Origin of the sequence: Mesorhizobium sp., assembly GCF_004962245.1 — a bacterium.
Lineage (GTDB): Bacteria > Pseudomonadota > Alphaproteobacteria > Rhizobiales > Rhizobiaceae > Mesorhizobium.
Map to the genome: position 1 here is coordinate 27599 of NZ_SUHQ01000024.1, position 21159 is coordinate 48757.

Consider the following 21159-nt stretch of genomic DNA (forward strand, 5'->3'; position numbering starts at 1 on the left):
ATGGCCCACGTGGTCCTCAAAGATCTCGTCAAGAGCTATGGCAGCTTCAAAGCTGTCAATGACGTTTCGCTGAAGGTCAATGACGGCGAGTTCGTTGCGCTCGTCGGTCCCTCAGGCTGCGGCAAGACAACCACTCTCAATCTCGTCGCGGGGCTGATCCCGATCACATCGGGCGACATATTCATCGGCGATCGGGTGGTCAACGACCTCGACCCCAAGGACCGGGACATCGCAATGGTGTTCCAGAACTACGCGCTGTATCCGCAAAAGTCGGTCTATATGAACCTCGCGTTCCCGCTGCAGATGCGCAAGCTGCCAAAGCAGGAGATCGACAAGAAGGTCAGGGAAGCGGCGCGAGTGCTCGACATGACGCAGTTGCTCGAGCGCAAGCCGCGCGAACTTTCAGGCGGTCAACAGCAGCGCGTGGCCCTGGGCCGCGCCCTCGTTCGAGATCCGGCGGTGTTTCTGATGGACGAACCGCTCTCCAATCTCGACGCAAAGCTGCGCGTGCAGATGCGGTCCGAAATCAAGCGGTTCCATCAGGACCTGAAGGCGACGATTATCTATGTGACGCACGACCAGCTGGAGGCCGTGACCATGGCAGACAGGATGGCCGTGATGAACGGCGGCTATCTGCAGCAATACGATTCGCCGGCGCAAGTTTTCGCCCATCCCGCCAACATGTTCGTCGCGAGCTTCGTCGGCAGCCCTGCGATGAGCCTTATTCCGCTAGAGGCATCGACGGCAAACGGCGACACCGTTCTGACGAGCGCGGAAGGCTGGACCCTCCAGCTGTCGCAACTCAATGCCCGCAAGGTCCAGAGAGCGACGACCAAGAAGGTCGTGCTCGGTGCACGACACTCGACGATCAAGCTGCACAAGAGCGCGGTCCCTGGTGCCATTCCGGCCAAGGCCTATACGGTGGAACCGACCGGAGACGTCACTTTCGTGCAGGCGTTTCTGTCCGGCGCCATCGTCAACGTCAGCGTGCCGCCGAACATTGCCGTCGCGCCCGACGAGCAGATCTGGCTCGAGTTCGACCAGGAGCGGATGCATCTGTTCGATGGCGAAACTGAAATGGCCCTCAAGGCCAACTGAAACAGGGCGGATGCGTGTGGAGCGTGGGCGTGGATGACTACGAAGCTTAAGATCACCGCGATCAAGCCCTATCCAGTGTGGGTAGGAACGCGCAACCAGATGCTCGTCAAGGTCGAGACCGACCAGGGGATCTTCGGCTGGGGAGAGAGCGGCTTGAGCGGTCGCGAGAGGGCGGTGGCCGGCGCGGTCGAGCACTTTCGCGAGTTTCTCATCGGCCGCGACCCGATGCAGATCGGCCGGATCTGGCAAGAAGTCTATCGCAGCCAGTATTTCGAAGGCGGGCGCGTTCTGCAGGCGGCGATTTCCGCCATCGACATCGCACTTCACGACATCAAGGGCAAGGCGCTGGGGGTGCCGGTCTACGAGTTGCTAGGCGGCAAGCAGCGCGACCGCATCCCCACCTTCGCCTCGACCGGAGACGAGGCCGAGGGCGACGCTGCCATCGAACGAGCCCGGGAACTGCACGCGCAGGGGTGGCAGGCGATCCGCTTCTTCCCGTTTGGGCAAAGCAGCAAGGACATCTTCGAGCCGCGCGGGTCGATCGGCGCTACCGCGAGGATGCTAAACAAAGCACGCGAGGCGCTGGGCGAAGAGGTGGTCCTCGGCATCGACTATCATCATCGGCTGTCGGTGGCCGAGACGGCGAGCTTCTGCAACAAGCTCGGCCGCGGCGTGCTCGATTTCCTCGAGGAGCCGATACGCGACGAGACACCGGAGGCCTACGAGTCCTTGCGAACGATGACCGACATCCCCTTTGCAATCGGCGAGGAATTTGCCAGCAAGTGGCAGTTTCTGCCCTATATTGAGCGCGGCATCCACCAGTTCAACCGGATCGATGTCTGCAATGTCGGCGGGCTCACCGAGGCGATGAAAGTCGCTGGCTGGAGCGAGGCGCACTATGTGGACCTGATGCCGCACAATCCCCTTGGTCCAGTGTGCACGGCCGCGACCGTGCATCTCGCCGCCGCTGTACCGAACTTTGCGTGGCTCGAGACCAGGGTGCCGGAAAGAAAGCTGGGCTTCGACAATTCCGAGTTCTTCCCCGTGCAACCAAGGCTATGCGGCCCCGACTATGTTGTCAGCGATCTGCCGGGGCTGGGCGTCGAGATCAACGAGGAGGCGATCCAAGCGGAGAGTTTCCGTTTCTGGGAAGCTCCCCACCTCAAGCGCCGCGACGGTTCTGTCACGAACTGGTAGTTTCCATCCCACCGGAGTCTAAGATGACGCATACTCCCGACATCACGCGACCACCTAAGGACCTGATCGAGGCGCTAAGGGAGATCGGCGCCGCGACGGTTGCCGGCACGCTTGGCCACATGGGCTTCCGCAATCCGCACATGGTGGGGCCGGTGGCGCAGAACCACGGGAAGTCGATCGTCGGGCCGGCGCTGACGCTGCAGTTCCTGCCGCAGCGGCCCGACCTCTTCACCGAGGGAGAATATGCCGATCCAGAGACGCAATTGCACCGGCACGTGCTCTACCACGCCCAGGAGGGCGATGTGGTCGTGGTCGACGCGCGCGGCGACATGAGCTCGGGCGTCTTCGGCGATATGATGTCGACGTATTTCAAGGGCAGAGGCGGGGCAGGCATCGTCATCGACGGATGCATGCGCGACCGGCCCAATGTCGAAAAGCTCGATCTGCCCCTTTGGCTGCGCGGCTGGACGCCCAACTATCATGTGCAGACCAGTATTTATCCCAATGCCGTCAACGTTCCGATTGCCTGCGGCAATGTTACGGTGATCCCCGGCGACATTATCGTTGCCGACGATGACGGGGTGGTGGTGGTTCCCGTCGCAATGGCCCCGAAGGTAATCGAAGAATCACAGAAGCATCACGATTGGGAAGAGTTCTCGCGAGAGAAGCTCATGCAGGGCGCCCCGTTGCAACGCTACTATCCGCTGCATGATGATGCCCGCGGGGAATACGAGGAATGGCGCAAGACAAAGCGCTTGGAGAACCCGAGTTAGCGCATGGATTATCCTGCGGCGGGCGGCGGACCTTCTGGCGGTATCGCCGGCATCTGCGCAAAAAGCAGGAGTCGACTGCGCCGCCGGGCGTCCGCTTTCGATCTGGCAGCCCGGATTAGCGCGATCCAGCCCCCCCGAAGTCTGATGGAGGGACACGATAGGCAGTGCTCTGCCCGTCCGCGCCTCCCCCTAAACAATCCTCGCGCCGTTTCGGGCATCGAACAGATGCAGCTTATCTACCATGATCTCCAACCCAATCTCCTGATCAAGTTTGAAGGGCGGTTGATCCCGTACCTCGACCATAAGGTCGACGCCGTTTGCACTTAAGGTGAGTTCTTGGGCTTCACCGGTCGGCTCGACCACCTGAACCCTCGCCCGAGCGTGGTTCCCGCCGATTGCAATGTGCTGCGGACGAATTCCGTATACCACTGCTTCCCCGTCTCCCATCCGAGCGTCCTCCGGTAAGGGTAAGCGTAGGCCCTGCTCGGCGACGAATACGCCGTTGTCGATTCGGCCTCTGATCAGGTTCATTTCCGGGGACCCGATAAAGCCAGCGACGAACAGGTTGGTGGGTTGCTCGTAGAGCTCTGAAGGCGTGCCGACCTGCTCGACCCGGCCTCGGTTCAGGACTACTATGCGGTCGGCAAGGGTCATCGCCTCGGTCTGGTCGTGAGTGACGTAGATGCTCGTTCGGCCCAGCCGCTGGTGAAGCTTCTTGATCTCGGCGCGCATCTTGACACGCAACTTGGCATCGAGATTACTGAGCGGTTCATCAAACAGGAAAGCGGCTGGATCGCGCACGATCGCCCGTCCCATAGCGACGCGTTGGCGCTGACCGCCCGACAGTTGGCGTGGCATCCGTCCAAGCAGATCCTGCAAGCCGAGGATTTCGGCGGCCGCCTTCACCCTCGCGACAATCTCTTCTCTGGGGACCTTGGCCAATCGAAGCGCAAAGCTCATATTGTCCGCGACACTCATGTGCGGATAAAGCGCATAGCTTTGGAAGACCATCGCAATGTCGCGTGATTTGGCCGGCATCTCGTCGACGACCCGCCCGCCGATGCGGATCTCGCCGGTCGTCTGTTCCTCCAACCCGGCAATCATGCGAAGAAGGGTTGACTTACCGCAGCCTGAGGGACCGACAAGGACGACAAATTCCCCGCTAGCGATCTCGATGTTCACATCGTGCAGAACTTCCACGGCGCCGAAGCTCTTACCCAGCTGGTCGATCTGAATTCCAGACACTCACTGTCCTCCCGTTTCCGGCTCTGCTCACTTTCGCTGAACGTGCCGCCAGGCGCGATATTCGACCTCGCCTTCGGGGCTCAATGGGTAGTATTTTCGCAGGTCGCCTCCCTCGGCCAAGCGCGTGCGGGAAAATTCCTCCCACTCGACATGTTCGCCGGCGAGCTCAACCAGTTTTGCGGCAAGGGCCACCGGTACCACGACGACGCCATCATCGTCGGCGACGATGATGTCTCCCGGTATGACGAGCACGTTCGAGCAGGCGATGGGGACGTTAACGGCAAAGGGGACGATGTTGGTCTGGGCATGGAAATTCGGCGTGACATCCCTCACCCAGATGCCGATGTCCAAGGCAGCCGCCTGGGCAGAATCTCGGATACACCCGTCGACAACGACGCCGGCCCCCCCACGCCCGGCGAAATAGGTCAACATCATCTCACCGAAGATACCGCTGCCAAGATCGCCACGCGCATCGACGACCACCATGTCGCCCGGCTGTGTGGGGTACAGTACGTGACGGTGGAGTTGGCGTTCGGGCTCCTCATACTCAGACTCGTTGTAAAGATCTTCGCGCTTCGGCATGCATTGGAGCGTGAGAGCGGGCCCGGCCGCCGTGCGGCCGGGCCTTAGCGGCCGGGGCCCTCGGATCTGCGGATCGCGAATACCCACTTGTGATAAAGCTCGCTGGCCAAGGTCGCTGAACCGATCGCTGCAAGTGCGTCGACCAGTTGCCTCGGTGGCCGAGAAATGTCCTTTATCGCCGGTGCTTGGTCTACTTCCACGTTTCATTCTCCCGTTACGTCGGCGATGAGCCCACGCCGCCAATCTCGCTCAAATGCGTAGTCATCCGTCCTCAAAGCCATAGATCGTTCGCTACCAACCAAGGAATGATCAAGGTTTTCATGATCTCTCAACTCAGCCGCGAACTGCACCGGTCGTTAGACCCTTGACCAACAGGCCTTGAGCAAACCAGACGAACACCAAGGTCGGGATCACCATGAGGACGCCGGCCGCCGACATGGCTCCCCAGTCAATGCCAAACTGCGAGACGAAGTTGGTAAGCCCGACTGGCAGCGTCTGCGCGGCCTTGCTTGAGGTCAGGGTCAATGCGAGCAGCAGGTCGTTCCACGTGAAGAGGAAGGTGATGACCGCGCTGGCGCCGATGCCAGGCGCAATCAGTGGCGCCACGATCTGGACCAGCGTGCGGATCGTGCCGGCGCCGTCCGACTGGGCAGCCTCCTCGATCTCTTTCGGCACATCCTGGATGAAACCCAGCAGCAACCAGATGGCGATAGGCAGTTTTGCCGCCGTATGGCTCAGGATGAGTGCCCAAATGGTGTCCAGCAGGCCCATCGCGGCGAACACGGCGAAGAGCGGGATGGCGAGCGCGATGACCGGTATCATGCGCATGATCAAAAGTAGCCCGAAAATCAGCATGGCGCCCGGCATCCTGAAGCGCGACAGGGCGTAGGCGCAGGGAATGGCCAACAGATGGACCAGAATAACCGTCGCGACCGAGACGATGACGGTGTTCCACACATAGCCCATCGTGTCGTACTCCGTGAAAACGGAGACGTATTGCGTAATGGTCGCGGTCTCGGGGATGATGTGCACCGGCACCGAGAAAATGTCGGCTGAGCTCCGGATTGATGTCAGGAACAGCCACACCAGCGGAAAAACGGTGAAGGCGATGGTTAGAACAAGGGCCAGGTAGCGCCCTGCAACACCTGCGGTCAGCCTGCGGCGCCGGCATTTTGGTTTGGGACGCGCGCTGACGGTCGCGGCTTCGGTCATATCGCTCTCCGTTTCGCAATCAGCCACGGTATCCCGTAGAGGAGGCCGAGCACGAACAGCGACATCCCCAAGGCGATGTAGGAAACCGCCGCCGCGTGTCCGAAATCCACCGCCTGAAACGCCAGCAGATAGGCGTAAACTGTAAGCAGGTTGGTGGCGCCTCCCGGCCCGCCCTGCGTCATCAGCCATACGACGTCGAAGGTCCGGAACGTGTCGATGATGCGAAGCATCAGCGCGATCATGATGACCGGACGCATCAGCGGCAGCACGATGTGCCAGAAGCGCTGCCATGGTGTGGCGCCGTCCACCGTAGCAGCCTCGAGCGGCTCCTGCGGCAAGGATTGCAGACCGGCAAGGAACAGCAGCACCATCAGCGGCGTGTTCTGCCAGACATCGGCGACAATCACCGAGACAAGAGCCCAGGTCGGATGATTGAGCCACGGGATATTGGGTAGGTTGAACATGCGCAGCAACGCGTCCACGAGGCCGTACTGGGTGTTGAAAAGCCAGCGGAAATTCAGCCCCACGACGGCGGGCGCGATCATCGGCGGCACCAGCAGCAAGGTGCGCGCGAGCCGCATCCCGCGCAATTTGCCGTTGACGAGCAGGGCGATCGCCATTCCGGCCACCACTTCCACGGTGATGGAAATGACGCTGAAGATGGTCTGATTTCGCAGAGCCTGATTGAACTGGCGGCCGAAGAGTTCGTCGGTGTAGTTGCCCACCCCGGCAAATGGCGCGGAGCCGCTCAGATCCCAACGAAAGAAACTCATTATGAAAGAGTATCCGAGCGGATAGATAAGGATGGCGACCATGACGAGGAGCGCCGGGGTGGCCAGGAGGTACCCTCTCTGCCAGGTGTAGGGCAGCGGCGAACGTCGCCGACGCCCCGTCACCTGATGCTGCGCGACGGGCGGCATGCTCAGTCGTATGCTCCAGCCCGACGCATGATCTCCTCCGCCTCGGTCGCCGCCTGGTTGAGCGAGTCGCTCGGAGAGACCTGGTCTGTCAGAGCCTGTTCAATAGCCGAAAACATCAAGGTGCAGACTTTCGAAAACCCGGCCAGCTTTGGCCATTCCTTGCCGTTCGCTATCGTCGTCTCGAGTTGCTGCAGCCACGTGGCCTGCGGCCCCTTTGCCGCCGCAATCACTTCCTTGGCGATCGCCTGACTGCTGGGGAAGTTGGTGAACTGATCGAACTGCAGCCGCTGCGCCTCCGGACCGACCGTATATTTGATGAATTCGACGGCGGGCTCTGTGCGTCCAGATTGTCCATTGAGAGCCATGGCATGGGAGATGGCGCATGAAATCGCTGCCTTGTCCCTGATGTAGGGCGCTGTCGACCACTTGCCGACGACGCGCGAGGTTTCCGGATTGGACAGCGTCGCGAAGGCGCCTGGCCAATCAAAATTCGCATAGACTGTTCCCGACGAGAATTCGGTGGAGTTTTCGTTCCACTGATAGCCGACGGCGTCTGGCGGCACGATTTTGTGCTTCTGGATGAGGTCGCGGTAGAAGGTGAGGGCTTTGATGCCTGCTTCGGAGTTGAAAGCCGGTTTGTTGGCCTGGTCGACCCAGTCTCCGCCGGCTTGCCAAAGGAGATCGCTGAAAGTGCGCTGGGCGGGGTCACCCTGCCCCGGCACGACCAGCCCATAATGGCCGTTGCCGGTAAGTCTCAGGCCCACGTCAACCAGGTCTTCCCAGGTCTCGGCCGGCTTCAGGCCTTTCTCCTGGTAGATGTCGCTGCGATAGTACTGAACGCGCGAATCCATGTTGCGTGGAATGGCCGCCAGATTGCCGGATTTGGGATCGCGCAGATACTTGACCGCGACCGGATAAAAGTCGGCCAATTCCGTGTCGCTGAAGTAGCTGTTCAGCGGCGCAAAGTGGTTGAAATAGGAATCGATCTGCGCGGTGTGCGTGCTGTAGACGTCGTACTGGCTCGACTTCGCGGCGCTTAGCGTGACGACTTTCGATGTCAGTGGGGTGAATTCCAGCAGATCGTAGCGAACCTTGATGCCAGTCTTAGCGGTGAAATCCTGAACGATCTTCTCCCAGTATTTGGGATAGAGCGGGCCGCCGGTGATCAATAGTGCAGTGATCTCGTTCGCCTCTGCTCTGGCGATCCACGGCGCGGCAAGCGAGCCGGCCGTTACCGCGGCACTCGCGACCAGGAATTTACGCCTCGATAAGGTTCCGGACATCACAATTTCCTCCTTGGTTATGATTGATCGGCCCATCCGTGGGGCGAGCGACGACTTGCGGCATTCCCGTCAAATCCGCGGCGGCTTGCTCCTCCCGCCACGAGACTGCCTGGATTACCCTCGTCCACACACCGCCTTGCCCTGCCGCAGGCCCAAAGACCTCACCGGCTTCTGGCGGAGGTTCTGCCTTTCTCTTGTCGTTCTTCCGGCCTTCCCGTTCCTTCCGGCGCGCCTTGCGACGCGCAACGTTTCTTTCTCATGCAACCCGAGCAACGCTTGTGGGCCGGCTGGGCGATTGGGCAACGATGCCCCCGATGTGTCTGGCGCGCTCAGCGAGCGCGTATCGATCCTGATTTCGGACGCCGAAGGCCGGAATGCCGAGGTTGGATATCTCCAACGTTCAATCATCCCTTCCCGCAGCCCGACTTATAGGTTAGTGAGCATTTTCATAAGATAAGTCGACTGCATATCTAGCTATCGTCCTATAAGCTTATCAGACAAGTTGATGTTAATGGTGGTTGCCATGGAGGTCAAGCTTCAAACTTTGCCCAAGCAAGTGGCGGGCGTGCTCGCGCGTCGCATCGCCACCGGCGGCATTCCCGCCGGTCAGGGGCTGTCGGAGCAGCAAATTCTTCAGGAATTCGGGGTTTCGCGCGCTGTTGCGCGGGAAGCGCTGAAGATTCTGGCTTCTCTCGATATGATCGAGATCGCCCAGGGACGGCGCGTGGTGCTGCGCCCGGCTGAGGAATGGGACTATCTCAGTCCATTACTCATCGACTGGCTGCCGCCCGAGCAGATCCGCGAACTGCTCGCGGAAGCACACGCGACGCGCATAATCATCGAACCCGCAATCACCGCCATCGCGGCCAAACACATGACCAAGGAAAGCCTCGAGCGTCTTGGCACGCTGCTGGCAGCAATGTCCGCGACCGAGGACAATCCGGATGGCTATCTGAGACTCGACCTCGACTTCCATATGGAGATTTGCCGGGCTGCCCAGAACAGGATCCTCGACCGTTTCATGTATTCGTCACGATGGTGGCAGGCGGCAAGCAGGCGCATCAGCAACCAGATGCCTCATGCTCTGCCCTCCGCGACGGAAATGCACAGGGCAATCTACGAGGCACTCGTTGCGCGCGACGCAAAACGTGCGGAAGAGGCGATGCGCCGGCACTTGAAGGCGACCACCGCCGTCGGGTTGCCCCACAAGGATTAGCCATTTTATATCCCTGGTACGGCGCGGCCAGCAATTGAACTGGCCGCGCCGCTGCGTGCAGGGAGGACACGGCCGGAATTAGGCTCTCTTTGCTTGCTGTTCCTGGTGCTGGCGCGCGCGGAAACCGAACATGTCGCCCTTGTCTTTGATTTCCGCCCAGACCGGCGCGGTGATCTTGTCGATGGCGGAGACGTCTGCATCGCAAATCGTCCAGCCGACGCTCTCGACGTTTTCCTCCAGTTCCTTGACGGTGCGCGCGCCGACCAGCGGCGAACTCACGCCTAGCCTGCTGGTAAGCCACTGGATCGCAAGTTGCGGAAGCGTCTTGCCATACCGGGCCGCAATCGGCTTGAGGGCGTCGACGGCCTCAACCGCTCGCTCGTAGGTTCCCGGCTGAAACAGCACGGTGGTGCGCCGCTCATCTCCCTCAACGAACTTGGTGTCAGGCGAGAGCAGGCCTGTGAGCAGCCCTTGGGCAAGACCGCTGTAGGGCATGACACCGATATCGTGCTTGCGGCAATAGGGCAGAGTTTTCGCTTCAACCTCGCGCCACAGCATATTGTAAGGCGGCTGGAGAACGTCGATGACGCCGTGCTGGCGTGCGTTGTCCATGTCAGCCGTTGAGAAATTGGAGACGCCGACGGCCCTGATCCGTCCTGATGACCGTAGGCGCTCCATCATCTCCATGGTCGGGCCGGTGGGAAAGTCCGAATTCGGCCAGTGGACGAAATAGACATCGACATAATCGGTCTGCATCCGCTTCAACGAGCCGTCGAGTGCCGCCTCTATGGCCGCGGGTTCGAGATGGTTGGGAGCAACCTTGGTTGCAATGACCGCTTTTTCCCGGCGGCCGGCAAGCGCCTTGCCGACAATCTCCTCTGCATGGCCATGCCCATAGGCTTCGGCTGTGTCGATCAGCGTGATGCCCAGTTCCAAGGCGCGTCTGATCACCCGGATTGATTCCTCGTCATCGGCCGCGCCCCAAAACGCGCCGGACATACCCCAAGTCCCCAGGCCGATCTCCGATACCTTGACCGGCGACGATCCTAGCTGTCGCTGTTGCATCCTTGTTCCTCCTGGTTGGCGGCATGCTTGGCTGCGCTTATCGCCCTGCTGACGCTTTATTTATACGCTTATATGCTCGTCTAACAAGTGGATTTTGGCCTATTTGAAGCGTTTGGCTGGAACGGCAGATCCCCAGATATTCAATGCTCCGTACATCCACAGCGCATTTCTGCAAGATCGTTCAAAGGGGTTTACGTCTCATCTTCTCGTCTTATATGCTCATCGGACAAGTTTGGCTTAGCCTGTGACATGCGTTTGAAAGCGCGTTGCGCCATCTAAGGAGGAGGATTTCGATGAAGATCGTGGACATCAAGACGGCGGTCGTCGCCTATCACGGCAAGGCGACTTTAATCCGTATCGACACGGACGCCGGTATCTCCGGTTACGGGGAGGCCAATCCCGACGCGGGTGCGGCCGCGATCGTCGGGCTCATTTCGGAGCTGAAGTGCGAACTCATCGGCCAGGATCCACGCAACGTCGAATATTGCTGGGACAAGATCCGTCGGGACCACGTGTTTTCTGGCGCGCAGGCTGGCGTCTTTCTCATCGCGCTCACCGGACTTGAAATGGCGCTGTGGGACGTGGCGGCCAAGGCTGCGGGCCAGCCGCTCTATCGGATGTTCGGCGGCAAGTTCCGTGACCGGATCAGGCTTTATGCCGATTGCGGCGATGGCGATGACGAATCGGGATCGCCGCAGGGATGCGCGGCGCGCGCCCGACGCATGGTGGACGAGGGCTTCACGGCGCTGAAATTCGACATCGACAATTTGCGCCATCCGGCGAAGTTCGACGCGGTGAACCACACCATCAACGGCGCGGAGCTACGCTTCATGATAGAACGCGTTGCCGCGGTGCGCGACGCGATCGGCCCCGACATCGACCTCTGCATCGACCTGCACGCACGCTATGACGTGCTCAGTGCCAGCCGCATAGCGGCCGAGATGGAGCGGTTCAATCTTCTGTGGCTGGAAGAGCCCATTCCGGCGGAAAATGTCGAGGCACTGAAGCAGATCCGCATGCGCACCAAGACGCCAATCTGTGTCGGCGAGAATCTCTACCTGCGCTGGGGCTTTCGCGAGTTGTTCCAGAATTATGGCGCCGACGTCATCATGCCCGACGTACCCAAATGCGGCGGCCTTGCGGAAAGCCGCAAGATCGCCAATCTCGCTGAGATGTATTATGTGCCGTTCGCGCCGCACCTCGTGTCGACGCCGCTCGGTACAATGGCGACATGCCATGTCTGTGCGAGCGTTCCGAACTTCCTCGTGCTGGAGTGGCATGCCCTCGAAGAGCGGGAAGCCTGGGACAGTTATGTACGCCTGCCGGATGGGGCCAAGTCTATCGTTCAGGATGGTCACATTGTCGTGCCTGAAGCGCCTGGCATCGGCGTCGAACTCAACATGGACGGCGTTCACAAATACGCCGTGGCCGGCTACGGCATCTTTGAATAGCGCGCGACTTGAGAGCTTTTGACCCGCGGAAATGCCTTTTGGCCAGATCTCCGCTCGACGATAGAAGTCTGTTGGAGGAACCATGAGCAAGCGGATCATTTTCACCGGTGGCAGCGGCAAGATCGGCCGTCACGTGATACCCCACCTGCTCAAGCGTGGGCATCAGGTCCTGAACCTCGACCTGACGCCGCTTGACGTCCCTGGCGTGGACACCATCATCACCAACCTTGCCGATGCCGGCGAGACGTACAATGCGCTGACATTGCATTTCGGTTTCAGCGAATATTTTGGCGAAAAAGGCCGTGGCCCAGTCGACGCCGTGGTCCATTTCGCGGCTATCCCGCGAATATTCCTGCGACCCGACAACGCCATGTTCGCCGCAAACGTGCTGTCGACCTACAATGTGATCGAGGCCGCCACCAAGCTCGGCATCCGCAAGATCATCACCGCGTCCAGCGAGACGGTGTATGGCGTGTGTTTTGCCGAAGGCGAACGCGATTTCACATCGTTTCCGGTGGAAGAGGACTACGATACCGACCCGACCGACAGCTACGGTCTTTCCAAGGTCCTGGGTGAGAAGATCGCACGCTCCTTCGCTTCCCGCACTGGATCCGACATCTATGCCCTCAGGATAGGTGGCGTTGTCGAACCGCAAGACTATGCCCGCTTCCCGGAGTTCCTGGCTGACGCCTCGAAACGGCGGCGCGACGCCTGGACCTATATGGACGCGCGCGATCTGGGCCAGATCGTGCATCTTTGCATAGAGAAGAACGGTTTGGGGTTCCAGATCTTCAATGCCGTGAACGACAACATCGTCGCCGACGCGCCAACGGAAGAATTTCTCAAGAAGCATGCACCAGGCACGCCGATTACGCGCTCGATGGAGGAATTTGAGGGACCAATCTCAAATCGCAAGCTGCGTGAGCTTCTGGGATTCCGGCAAGAGCATGATTGGCGGCGCCGCCTGTGGGTTCATGATGGATGACGGCCGGTCTTCTGCCAGTTAGGCGATGGCCGTGCCGCGACCGAGACCGTAGCCGAGCCGAATGTTGAGCAGGCTTGGCGGCCCGAGCAGCCGCGCTGCATCCAGCCCGCCGGTATTTTCGCTCGCAAACCCGGCTTTGGAGACCGGCGCCAAGACAGTCTCGGCGATCGCTTCGTCGTTGCCTGCAAGGAACACCGGCAATTCGAAGTGGAGTCGACAGGCGCATCTACCCAACTGCGCCGCATGATCGCGAGCCTCTGCAATCGCGTCACAGCGGTCAGGGCGTGATCTCCACCAGCGAGCCGTCCGGTGTTCGCGCGACCGCTTCATAGTAGCCATCTCCGGTCATGCGCGGCTGCGAGACCAGCAGGCCGTCTTCATCAAGTCGCCTGGCGAGGGCATCTACGGCTTCATGTGAACCGACGGAGACGGCGATATGCGCCCAGCCCGGGACTTCCGCCCCGGCGCGCGCGATGTCTTCGGGAACCCACGGACCGGTCATCAATTCGATGGATGGTCCACCGTCCAATTCCACGAAGCGGGATTCGAAGCCTGGGCGTCGCCGACTTTCATACCGCTCGCCGATCGTGGCGTCGAAATAGCGTGACCAGAAAGCGGCGGATGTTTCCAGGTCAGCAGTCCAAAGTGCCACATGCGCAACCTTCGTATTCATGGGACTGACAACCATGCCGACGATCTGGACCGGAACACTTCGAACACGCCTGATCCGTCACATCCGATCATCATGACGATCGAGCACGGCTTATTGGAGGGCATCGCTGTTGATTTCCACATTTCGTATCGCGTCGGCCAACCGGTGTTCAGGCAAATCTCCCGATCGGACTGCCGCGACGATGTGCATGGCAACCTCGTCTGCCCTGCCTGCCGGAAGAAGGATGAGGTCGGCACCCGCTTTCACGGCGGCGACTGCGGTTTCGCCATCTGAGAGGCCTCGCAGCATTCCAACGGCATCGATATCGTCACTGACGATGATGCCAGGAAAGCCAAAATCGCAACGCAGCATATTGATGGTCCTCTCCGAGCGAGAGGACGGATATTCCGGATCGACGGCGGGTACCAGCGTCGGACCGGTCATGATCGCGCGTACGCCGGCTTGGATTGTCGAGCGGAAAACATCAAATCCCGGGAGAAGGTCTTCTGCTGTCCCTCGAACATCCGCGAGTTCGATTGCCGGGTCACCCGTGATGTCATGGTGGCCGGGAAAGTGTTTGGCCGTCGCCACAACACCAGCACTCTGGACACCGCTGATGAACCCCCTCGTGATGCGAGCGACCTGAAGCGCATCCGTGTGAAGCGTTCGTCCATGCAGCCAGGGATTGCGGCCAGTGAGAACATCGACCACGGGACCCAGGAACATTCCCACCCCAAGTTCCCTGGCCCTCAGGCCAACTTCCTGCGCCCGTTGGCGAATGGTCTCTTCCTGCATCGAGAGCAGTTCCGCCCGATCGCCAAAGCTTGGCGCCAGTCCATGCAGACGTTCGATTCCGGCTGGTTCCTGATCGAGCGCGATCATCATCCTGTCGGCGCGGCTGGCCACTTCGTCAGCCAGACGGCGGAAATCCTCCGCTCTTTCAGAGGCGCATCTGGCATCGCTCATTCGCCGCGAAACATATTCGGCCCGTGTCTCGCCGAGCAGCAGAGATCGGCCACCTTCGTCGAAGTAGCGCTTCAAATCATCAGTCAATTCCAGACTGTCGATAGCGGGAAGGAGGACTGCGCGCGCGTTGCGTTCGATGCTGTCCACGGTCCTGTCCTTTGCAAATGTGTTCGAGCCGGAGAATTGGCCGCGGCCGATACGGATGAGAATGCTTCGGTTCGGGTATCACGATCCTCTGATGTTCTGCCCGACCCATGCGGCGGCCGCTTCCCGCGCTTATTCCGCGTCAACGGGCGCTTCGCAAAGTTGCTCGCTATACGCATGGGATACTTCAGAATACGCCACGCACTTAATTCTGGATAACTCGACGGTCTCCTGATTTGTGCGGATTACAAAAGCCACGATTTTTCCCCCGAAAAAATATGATCCCACCAACGACAATAATATCAGGCCCGCCAGAGCTGCGATTGGAATCAAAGGCTTTTTTCGGATTTGATTCAACATTGGCTTTTTCCACGCAATAGGCAGACATGGACCCCATCTTGCCCGTTCAGGCGCCGAGACAGAGCATCTAGGAAATCGGGTGCAACTCGATAGCCAACCAGATCGAGTCCGTGTCCGCATAGTAGCGATGCCACGGATACTCCCACCGGTTCCTGCCGGCGACGCGGCAGAATGGGTCATGCGTGTAACCAACCGGCATCATGATATCCTCATAGAGCGCGGACGGCTCCCGCTCATGGAATTTCTGCATGCGACCGAGGCCATGGATCTGGGTATGCACCTCGAGGAAAGGGTGCTCATTGTGGATGAAGCAGTCGGTTTCTCCCGGCGACCACCAAAGGTTCAGCTTCAGCTCGAACTCCTGATTTGCCGCGACGGTGGGGTTTTCGTTGGTAAAGGCGAGAGGATTGGTCGTCACGGTGCCGATCGTGTCCTGCGCTGAGATGTAGAGTGGCGTGTCGCGCGGAAAGCTCTTGATCCGGTTGCCGAGCCAGTCCCAGCCGCGAAGGGCGACACCGCCGAGGTTGGTGGTCTTGTTCATCTTCAGCACTGCCGCACGCTCTGCGCTGACGATCTTCGCCCCCTTCAGCGCGGTCGACTTCCAGGCCGGCACGATGCCGGGCACGGCCGATCCCGACGTCACCATCGGCTTTGGCGAAAGGTTGACGACCACGCCGTCCTCGACGGCGAAGTCGCGCACATTGTCGACCAATGACGCCGAGATGAAATCATCGGCAAAAGCCAGATTGCGACGCGCGTTCTCTTGGTAAGCCATCGGTATCCTAATTCCATTCGTCCAACTCTGGCGGATGGAACCACGCTCCTGATCGCTGTTCAATTTCGCGGCAAGTGTATTACTGGCGCATAAGTAAGCAAATTATGCGCCAGTTTGCGTCAAGACCTTATATGGACGGGTCGCGCCGGCACCCAGTGTGATGACGACAAAGGCGGCGAACACCACCCACAGGCTGGCGCGCAGCGAGGTGGCCTGGGCCAGCATGCCGATAAAGGCCGGGCCGACGAGCAGGCCAGCATAGCCGAGCGTGGCGACGAGCGACATCGCCGAGCCCGCCGCGTGGCCGCCGATCCGTCCAGCTGCGGCAAACAGTAATGGCACCACATTGGCGATGCCGAAACCGCACAAGATGAGCGCCAGGAAGATGACCGGCACCGTCGAGATGCCAAGGATCACCGCCAGCGCAAGAGCGCTTGCCGCGGCGCCGAGCCGCAACAGCCGTGCCGGCCCGAACGTATTGGCCATCGCGTCGCCGACCATGCGACCGACCGCCATCATGCCGGCAAAGACCGCGAAGCCGAAGGCTCCCGCGCTCTCCGACGCACCGGCATTGCCGACCAGATAGACGGCTGTCCAGTCCATCAGCGCCCCTTCCGAAAACAGCGCCAGGAACGCAATCACACCGACGAGCAACAGCCGCCGCCGCTGGACAGGGTCAAGCCGCGCCGAGCCTTCGTTCGAACTCATGCGGACTGATGTGTGCGGTTCGCTCAGCCAACAGCCGGCTGTGCCGAACAGGATCACGCCCATTCCGGTGACGCCGAGGCACGCCTGCACATTGCCACCGGCAGATAGAATCAACCCACAGACGCCCGCGCCCCCCAGATTGCCGACGCTGAACAATGCGTGGAATGACGACATGATATGGCGGCCGACGCGTCGCTCCAGGAAGGCGGCGTCCGTATTCATCAACACGTCGAGCGCTCCGAACGAGGCGCCCGCGAAGGTGACGACGAGCCCCAATGACGTCACGCTCGGCGCATGCGGTGCAACGATCAACGCCAGCCCGAAGCCGGTACAGGCGACCAGGCTTAGGGTGCGCGTGCCGAACCGCGGCATCAGCCGGCCGACATTGGTCATGGTCAGGATGGCGCCGGCCGCGAAGCAGAGTAGCACGAAGCCCAGCGTGCCCTTGTCGATCTGCAGTCCCGCACTGATGGAAGGCAGGCTGGCGGCCCACGCGCCGATACCAATGCCGCCTGCAAGAAAAACCATGAAGGAGGCCAGGCGTGACGGCGGCTTTTTCTCGGCGGCAATCATTTGAATCCTGCTTGCCGGCGGGCCGGCCGGTTGTTGGCGGCATGGTCTGCGGATGAGAGGCTGGCCGGTCGGTAGACGCAACTGCGTGGGGCATCGATCATCACCCCTCGCCCGGATCTAGGCCTACTCGTGACGTTTGACGGCAGCCGCCCTGCCGGTCGAGGCAGCCTTTCCCACGGCTTCAGCGCCAGCGAGCGCCGCCAGCCCGTCGCGTCCCGTGGCGCGGGGGCTGCCAGTCCCGGCGATGGCACCCAGGAATTGCTCGACCGTATCCGCGTAGAGATCGTTGGCGCGCAGCGGGATCGATTCGTTGCGCCCATTCACCCGCCGCATCAGCGTTCCCGTGGAACGCTGCGCCAGTGTGCCGGCCGCGATCAGCGCCCCTTCCGAGCCCAGCGCCACGACCTGGCTTTCCACGTCGGGCGTGACGAAGCTCTCGTGCACCTGAACGAAGGTGCCACCGCTCATCTTCAGGGCGTACATCGCATGATCGTGGACGGTGTTGGAACCGAGCGCCACGCCTGCGCCCAACGCGACCGCCGTCACCGGCGTCTGCTCCAACAGGAACGAAGCCAGGTCAATGTCGTGGACACTGAGATCAAGGTAGATGCCGCCCTCGGCCGCGTCCTTGATCCGCCACGATTGCAGAACGGGTCTGAGATAGCCGGCATGGACGATCATCAGCGAGCGGACGGCGCCTATCTCGCCGGCCGCGATCATCCGCTGCATCGTCTGGTGCACCGGTGACGACCGCAGATGGTGGTTGACGGCAAGCACCACGCCGGCCTTCTCGCAGGCACGCACCATCTTCAGGGCATCTGTCGAGCGGGTGGCCAGCGGTTTGTCGCACAGCACATGTTTGCCGGCTGCCGCGGCGGCCAGCACCTGATGCCGGTGTTGCGTGTTGGTTGAGCTGATGTAGACCGCGCCGATTCGCCGGTCGGCGAGCAGCGCGTCGAGATCGGAGCACGAGTCGGGAATGTCGAGATCGCGCGCGAAGCCGGCGGCGCGCGCGCCGTCATGGCTCATCACGCTAAGCGGCCGGCCGCCGCTGCGGCGGATCGCGTCGACCATGTATTCACGCGCGATGGTGCTGGCGCCGATGAGACCCCAGCCGAAGCCGTCGAGGGACTCGATGGCGACCGTCGGGGCGCGCGGCCTGGCCGGGGCCAAACCGGCATGGATGGAGTTCTTCGCTCTGCGCAGGGCCATCGGAACACTTCCAGTCAGTCGATCGAGACCCATTGGCGAAGCCGCGAGGAATCGAGACAGGCGTCGACGATCTGGGTGATGTGGTGGCCGCTCTCGAAGGTCGGCCACATCTGCTCGCCGGTGACGATGGAGCGCACCACCTCGGCGATCTCGATCTGCTTGGATTCATTGTAGCCGAGCGCGAAGTTCGCGATGGGCAGGAACGCGGCATAGGTGGCGTTCTCCGGCCCGACGTCGATCTCGCGAAAACCCCTTCGGCCGACGCGGTCGTCGTTGGTGTAGAAGCGCAGGCGGTTTACCTCGTCATAGTCGTAGGCGATGCTGCCCCTGGTGCCGTAGATCTCATAGGTCTGCTTGAACTTGCGGCCGGTCGCGACACGGCTGAAATCGACGATGCCCATCGCGCCGTTCTTGAAACGGCAGAGCAGGTTCGTGGCGTCGGTGTTGGTCACTTCGGCCATGTCCTCATTGCCGGTGAGCGCGGCGCCGCTGCCATAGTTGAACCCGGCGACGACGGGGCGCTTGTGCGTGACGATCGCGCAATCGGCGATCAGTTCGGACACGCGCCCGACCAGCCGCTCCATGAAAGAAAAGACGTGGCTGCCGGTATCGCCGACGATGCCCGTCGGCGCGAGCTTACCGTCCGCGCGCCACATGAAGGGTGCGTTCGGATCGCCCAGCACATCGACATGCTGGCACGCCCTGAACAGCTTGATGTCACCGATCTCGCCGGAATCGATGATGTCCTTGGCAACGTCGTGGATCGGGTTGCGCGGGAACGCGTGGCCGACGCGTGTGATGACACCCTTCTCAGCCGCGATGTCGGCGAGCTCGCGCGCCTCGGTCGCTGAGTTGGCAAGCGGCTTTTCGCAATAGACATGCTTTCCCTGGAGAAGCGCCGATTTGGCGACCTCGTGGTGCAGACTGTCGGGAAGGCAGATATCGACCAACTCCACTGACGGATCGGCCACCGCTGCGCGCCAGTCGGTCGACAGTTTCGCATTCGGGACCAGCTTGCCGGCCTTCTTCAGCGCCTGCTCGCTTCCGTCGACCAGCCAGGCAATTTCGGCCGTGCCTTTGTCCGAGCCAAAGATGAACGGTATGTTCTGGTAGGACATTGTGTGGACCTTGCCCATCCAGCCGCAGGCGCCCAGAACGGCCACTTTCACGGATCTAGTCATCGGTCCTCCTGTGCATTCGATTGCTGGACCAGCTCGGCGCGCAGCTTCGATGCAGCGCGCAGTGTTACGGCGACGATGGTCAGCGCCGGATTCACCGCGGCCGAGGTCGGCAGTACGCTTGCGTCCATGATGTAAAGATTCTCGACGTCATGCGATCGGCAATGCGTATCCACGACCGAGGTCGCTCCATCAGTGCCCATCTTGGCTGTGCCGCACTGATGCGACGGCGTACGACGATCGAAAGCGCGCGAAAGCACGATCGGAAAGCCGGCCGCCTTGAACACACCGCGCACCCGCTCGACCAGCGTCCTATGACCGAGCATGTTGGAGCGCTGCCAGTCGAGCACGATCGCCGACCCGTCGACCATGACCCGGCTTTCCGGATTGGGCAGGTCCTCGCTCATAACGTACCAGTCGAAGGAATAGCGGGCGATCAGCCCCGTAACGAACTCAGGCACGCTGGGCATGTTGGCCTTGAAGATCGGCCCCGATATCTTGCCGAGCAGTTGCACGTTGCCGAGTGGAAACCCGGTCTTGGTGTCGTGCAGATAGAAGTCGTTGAAGCCGAAGGTCTTGGAATGGACCGCGGTGTTGCGCAAGCGCGGATCGAGCGTGATCATCGCGGAGCAATTGTGGTTCATGAAGTTGCGGCCGACTTGGTCGGAGCCGTTGGCGAGACCGTTCGGATGCGGCCCGTTCGCCGAGCGCAGCAGGAGCGCTGCGGAATTGACCGCACCTGCCGCCAGGATGAAGCTGTTGGCGCGCACCGGCACGTCCTGTCCCTTGTGACGGATCATTGCTTGCGTGATCGTCTTGCCCGAGGCGTCCGTGTCGAGGCGTAGCACCTCCGCGCCGGTCAAGAGCTCGACATTGTCGTGCGCGAGTGCCGCTGCGAGCGGACCGGTCTCCGCATCAATCTTCCCGGTGAAGGTGTCGGGAAAGGCATCCCATGGCGTCGGCGCGCGCTTCAGCCACGCGACATGATCGATCGCGATCGGCAGCGAACTCGTATGGATGCCGATCTTCTTCAGCCGCTGCCGGGCCTTGCCGATCGAGGGCTCGTCCGGAACGGCCGGAAAATCGTAGCGGGTTGAATGCGGCGGTTCCGTCGGATCGTCGCCCAGTTCGCCGCGGACGCAAAACAGCCGCTCGGCCTGGCCATACCACGGCTCGATCTCGTCATAAGAAAACGGCCAACCGGGCGTCGAGCCCTCCATGTGCTGCTGTGGGGCGAAATCCTCCGCGCGGTTGCGGTACATGATCGCGCCATAGAATTTTGAATTGCCGCCGACATTGTAGAAATTGCCGGGGCTGAACGGCGTCCGCGTGCCGTCGAGCCAGGACTCCTTGGTGCGGAAATGTTTGCGCTGAAAGATTGCGCGCTCGTCGCGCGTCTCGGGCGTATCCTGAAGTAGCTCGCCGCGTTCGAGGATAAGGATCCGCGCGCCCGTATCGGCAAGCACGGAAGCAGCCGTCGCGCCGCCGATGCCCGATCCGATGATGACGATGTCGGCGGAGAGTTCCGTCACTGCGTATGCCTCGTGGGTGCTCGCCGCATGCT

19 protein-coding genes and 1 pseudogene are annotated in these 21159 nt (G+C 61.1%); 6 read left to right on the top strand and 14 right to left on the bottom strand.

All coding sequences use genetic code 11. From position 1 onward, the window contains the following. The 3 genes from E5X88_RS23495 to E5X88_RS23505 are packed head-to-tail and all read left to right on the top strand — an operon-like array spanning window position 1 to window position 3068. Complete coding sequence (locus E5X88_RS23495; RefSeq protein WP_292165590.1) at window positions 1-1098, top strand: ABC transporter ATP-binding protein; 1098 nt, start codon at window positions 1-3, stop codon at window positions 1096-1098. Between the two features lie 33 nt (window positions 1099-1131). Then, the gene (locus tag E5X88_RS23500) at window positions 1132-2295 is read left to right on the top strand and encodes a mandelate racemase/muconate lactonizing enzyme family protein (RefSeq protein WP_292165593.1); all 1164 of its coding nucleotides are present in this window, start codon (window positions 1132-1134) and stop codon (window positions 2293-2295) included. 23 nt (window positions 2296-2318) lie between these two features. After that, window positions 2319-3068: a ribonuclease activity regulator RraA gene (locus E5X88_RS23505; RefSeq protein ID WP_292165594.1), complete on the top strand. Its 750-nt coding sequence runs from the start codon at window positions 2319-2321 to the stop codon at window positions 3066-3068. A gap of 189 nt (window positions 3069-3257) precedes the next feature. Here the strand turns inward: E5X88_RS23505 and ugpC are convergent, their stop codons facing one another. The 5 genes and pseudogenes from ugpC to E5X88_RS23530 form a co-directional block, all read right to left on the bottom strand. Continuing rightward, window positions 3258-4313 (bottom strand): sn-glycerol-3-phosphate ABC transporter ATP-binding protein UgpC, encoded by a 1056-nt coding sequence (gene ugpC, locus E5X88_RS23510; RefSeq protein WP_292165595.1) that lies wholly within the window; start codon window positions 4311-4313, stop codon window positions 3258-3260. Between the two features lie 27 nt (window positions 4314-4340). Beyond that, window positions 4341-5071 (bottom strand): annotated as a pseudogene (locus tag E5X88_RS23515) (ribonuclease activity regulator RraA). Between the two features lie 157 nt (window positions 5072-5228). Further along, window positions 5229-6107 (bottom strand): carbohydrate ABC transporter permease, encoded by an 879-nt coding sequence (locus E5X88_RS23520; RefSeq protein WP_292165597.1) that lies wholly within the window; start codon window positions 6105-6107, stop codon window positions 5229-5231. Beyond that, the gene (locus E5X88_RS23525; RefSeq protein WP_292165599.1) at window positions 6104-7027 is read right to left on the bottom strand and encodes a carbohydrate ABC transporter permease; all 924 of its coding nucleotides are present in this window, start codon (window positions 7025-7027) and stop codon (window positions 6104-6106) included. The genes E5X88_RS23520 and E5X88_RS23525 overlap by 4 nt, the downstream gene beginning before the upstream one ends. A 2-nt stretch (window positions 7028-7029) precedes the next feature. Continuing rightward, window positions 7030-8310, bottom strand: coding sequence for a sugar ABC transporter substrate-binding protein (locus E5X88_RS23530; protein WP_292165600.1), 1281 nt, complete (start codon window positions 8308-8310; stop codon window positions 7030-7032). Window positions 8311-8833: 523 nt separating this feature from the next. Here E5X88_RS23530 and E5X88_RS23535 point away from each other — a divergent pair. Continuing rightward, a complete protein-coding gene (locus E5X88_RS23535) occupies window positions 8834-9526 on the top strand; it encodes a FadR/GntR family transcriptional regulator (protein WP_292165602.1) in 693 nt (230 codons plus the stop codon). 78 nt (window positions 9527-9604) lie between these two features. Here E5X88_RS23535 and E5X88_RS23540 read toward each other — a convergent pair whose 3' ends face one another. Further along, the gene (locus E5X88_RS23540) at window positions 9605-10591 is read right to left on the bottom strand and encodes an aldo/keto reductase (RefSeq protein ID WP_292165604.1); all 987 of its coding nucleotides are present in this window, start codon (window positions 10589-10591) and stop codon (window positions 9605-9607) included. A 293-nt stretch (window positions 10592-10884) separates the two neighbouring features. Here E5X88_RS23540 and E5X88_RS23545 point away from each other — a divergent pair, with 293 nt between their 5' ends. Together E5X88_RS23545 and E5X88_RS23550 are read left to right on the top strand one after the other, a co-directional pair. Further along, window positions 10885-12042 carry a mandelate racemase/muconate lactonizing enzyme family protein gene (locus tag E5X88_RS23545; protein ID WP_292165605.1) on the top strand — a complete coding sequence of 386 codons (1158 nt, stop codon included), beginning with the start codon at window positions 10885-10887 and terminating at the stop codon, window positions 12040-12042. Between the two features lie 82 nt (window positions 12043-12124). Then, window positions 12125-13027 (top strand): NAD(P)-dependent oxidoreductase, encoded by a 903-nt coding sequence (locus E5X88_RS23550; protein ID WP_292165607.1) that lies wholly within the window; start codon window positions 12125-12127, stop codon window positions 13025-13027. Between the two features lie 18 nt (window positions 13028-13045). Here the strand turns inward: E5X88_RS23550 and E5X88_RS23555 are convergent, their stop codons facing one another. From E5X88_RS23555 to E5X88_RS23590, 8 genes are all read right to left on the bottom strand, one after another. Then, the gene (locus E5X88_RS23555) at window positions 13046-13222 is read right to left on the bottom strand and encodes a hypothetical protein (protein WP_292165609.1); all 177 of its coding nucleotides are present in this window, start codon (window positions 13220-13222) and stop codon (window positions 13046-13048) included. An 82-nt stretch (window positions 13223-13304) separates the two neighbouring features. Beyond that, window positions 13305-13700, bottom strand: coding sequence for a VOC family protein (locus E5X88_RS23560; RefSeq protein ID WP_292165610.1), 396 nt, complete (start codon window positions 13698-13700; stop codon window positions 13305-13307). A gap of 90 nt (window positions 13701-13790) precedes the next feature. Further along, window positions 13791-14792 carry a glycoside hydrolase family 3 N-terminal domain-containing protein gene (locus E5X88_RS23565; protein ID WP_292165611.1) on the bottom strand — a complete coding sequence of 334 codons (1002 nt, stop codon included), beginning with the start codon at window positions 14790-14792 and terminating at the stop codon, window positions 13791-13793. 424 nt (window positions 14793-15216) lie between these two features. Next, window positions 15217-15924 (bottom strand): hypothetical protein, encoded by a 708-nt coding sequence (locus E5X88_RS23570; protein WP_292165613.1) that lies wholly within the window; start codon window positions 15922-15924, stop codon window positions 15217-15219. Window positions 15925-16026: 102 nt separating this feature from the next. After that, on the bottom strand, window positions 16027-17160 hold the full coding sequence (locus E5X88_RS23575; protein WP_292165615.1) for an MFS transporter: 1134 nt from the start codon (window positions 17158-17160) through the stop codon (window positions 16027-16029). A gap of 168 nt (window positions 17161-17328) precedes the next feature. After that, the gene (locus E5X88_RS23580) at window positions 17329-18417 is read right to left on the bottom strand and encodes a Gfo/Idh/MocA family oxidoreductase (protein ID WP_292165617.1); all 1089 of its coding nucleotides are present in this window, start codon (window positions 18415-18417) and stop codon (window positions 17329-17331) included. Window positions 18418-18431: 14 nt separating this feature from the next. Then, on the bottom strand, window positions 18432-19598 hold the full coding sequence (locus E5X88_RS23585; protein ID WP_292165618.1) for a Gfo/Idh/MocA family oxidoreductase: 1167 nt from the start codon (window positions 19596-19598) through the stop codon (window positions 18432-18434). Further along, window positions 19595-21127, bottom strand: a complete 1533-nt coding sequence (locus E5X88_RS23590) for a GMC family oxidoreductase (protein ID WP_292165620.1) — start codon at window positions 21125-21127, stop codon at window positions 19595-19597. The genes E5X88_RS23585 and E5X88_RS23590 overlap by 4 nt, the downstream gene beginning before the upstream one ends. Window positions 21128-21159: the final 32 nt, after the last annotated feature.

Coding starts and splice junctions, on each gene's coding strand:
- E5X88_RS23495 (WP_292165590.1), top strand. CDS start 1: ATGGCCCACGTGGTCCTCAAAGATCTCGTCAAGAGCTATGGCAGCTTC.
- E5X88_RS23500 (WP_292165593.1), top strand. CDS start 1,132: ATGACTACGAAGCTTAAGATCACCGCGATCAAGCCCTATCCAGTGTGG.
- E5X88_RS23505 (WP_292165594.1), top strand. CDS start 2,319: ATGACGCATACTCCCGACATCACGCGACCACCTAAGGACCTGATCGAG.
- E5X88_RS23520 (WP_292165597.1), bottom strand. CDS start 6,107: ATGACCGAAGCCGCGACCGTCAGCGCGCGTCCCAAACCAAAATGCCGG.
- E5X88_RS23525 (WP_292165599.1), bottom strand. CDS start 7,027: ATGCCGCCCGTCGCGCAGCATCAGGTGACGGGGCGTCGGCGACGTTCG.
- E5X88_RS23530 (WP_292165600.1), bottom strand. CDS start 8,310: ATGTCCGGAACCTTATCGAGGCGTAAATTCCTGGTCGCGAGTGCCGCG.
- E5X88_RS23535 (WP_292165602.1), top strand. CDS start 8,834: ATGGAGGTCAAGCTTCAAACTTTGCCCAAGCAAGTGGCGGGCGTGCTC.
- E5X88_RS23540 (WP_292165604.1), bottom strand. CDS start 10,591: ATGCAACAGCGACAGCTAGGATCGTCGCCGGTCAAGGTATCGGAGATC.
- E5X88_RS23545 (WP_292165605.1), top strand. CDS start 10,885: ATGAAGATCGTGGACATCAAGACGGCGGTCGTCGCCTATCACGGCAAG.
- E5X88_RS23550 (WP_292165607.1), top strand. CDS start 12,125: ATGAGCAAGCGGATCATTTTCACCGGTGGCAGCGGCAAGATCGGCCGT.
- E5X88_RS23560 (WP_292165610.1), bottom strand. CDS start 13,700: ATGAATACGAAGGTTGCGCATGTGGCACTTTGGACTGCTGACCTGGAA.
- E5X88_RS23570 (WP_292165613.1), bottom strand. CDS start 15,924: ATGGCTTACCAAGAGAACGCGCGTCGCAATCTGGCTTTTGCCGATGAT.
- E5X88_RS23575 (WP_292165615.1), bottom strand. CDS start 17,160: ATGGTTTTTCTTGCAGGCGGCATTGGTATCGGCGCGTGGGCCGCCAGC.
- E5X88_RS23580 (WP_292165617.1), bottom strand. CDS start 18,417: ATGGCCCTGCGCAGAGCGAAGAACTCCATCCATGCCGGTTTGGCCCCG.
- E5X88_RS23585 (WP_292165618.1), bottom strand. CDS start 19,598: ATGACTAGATCCGTGAAAGTGGCCGTTCTGGGCGCCTGCGGCTGGATG.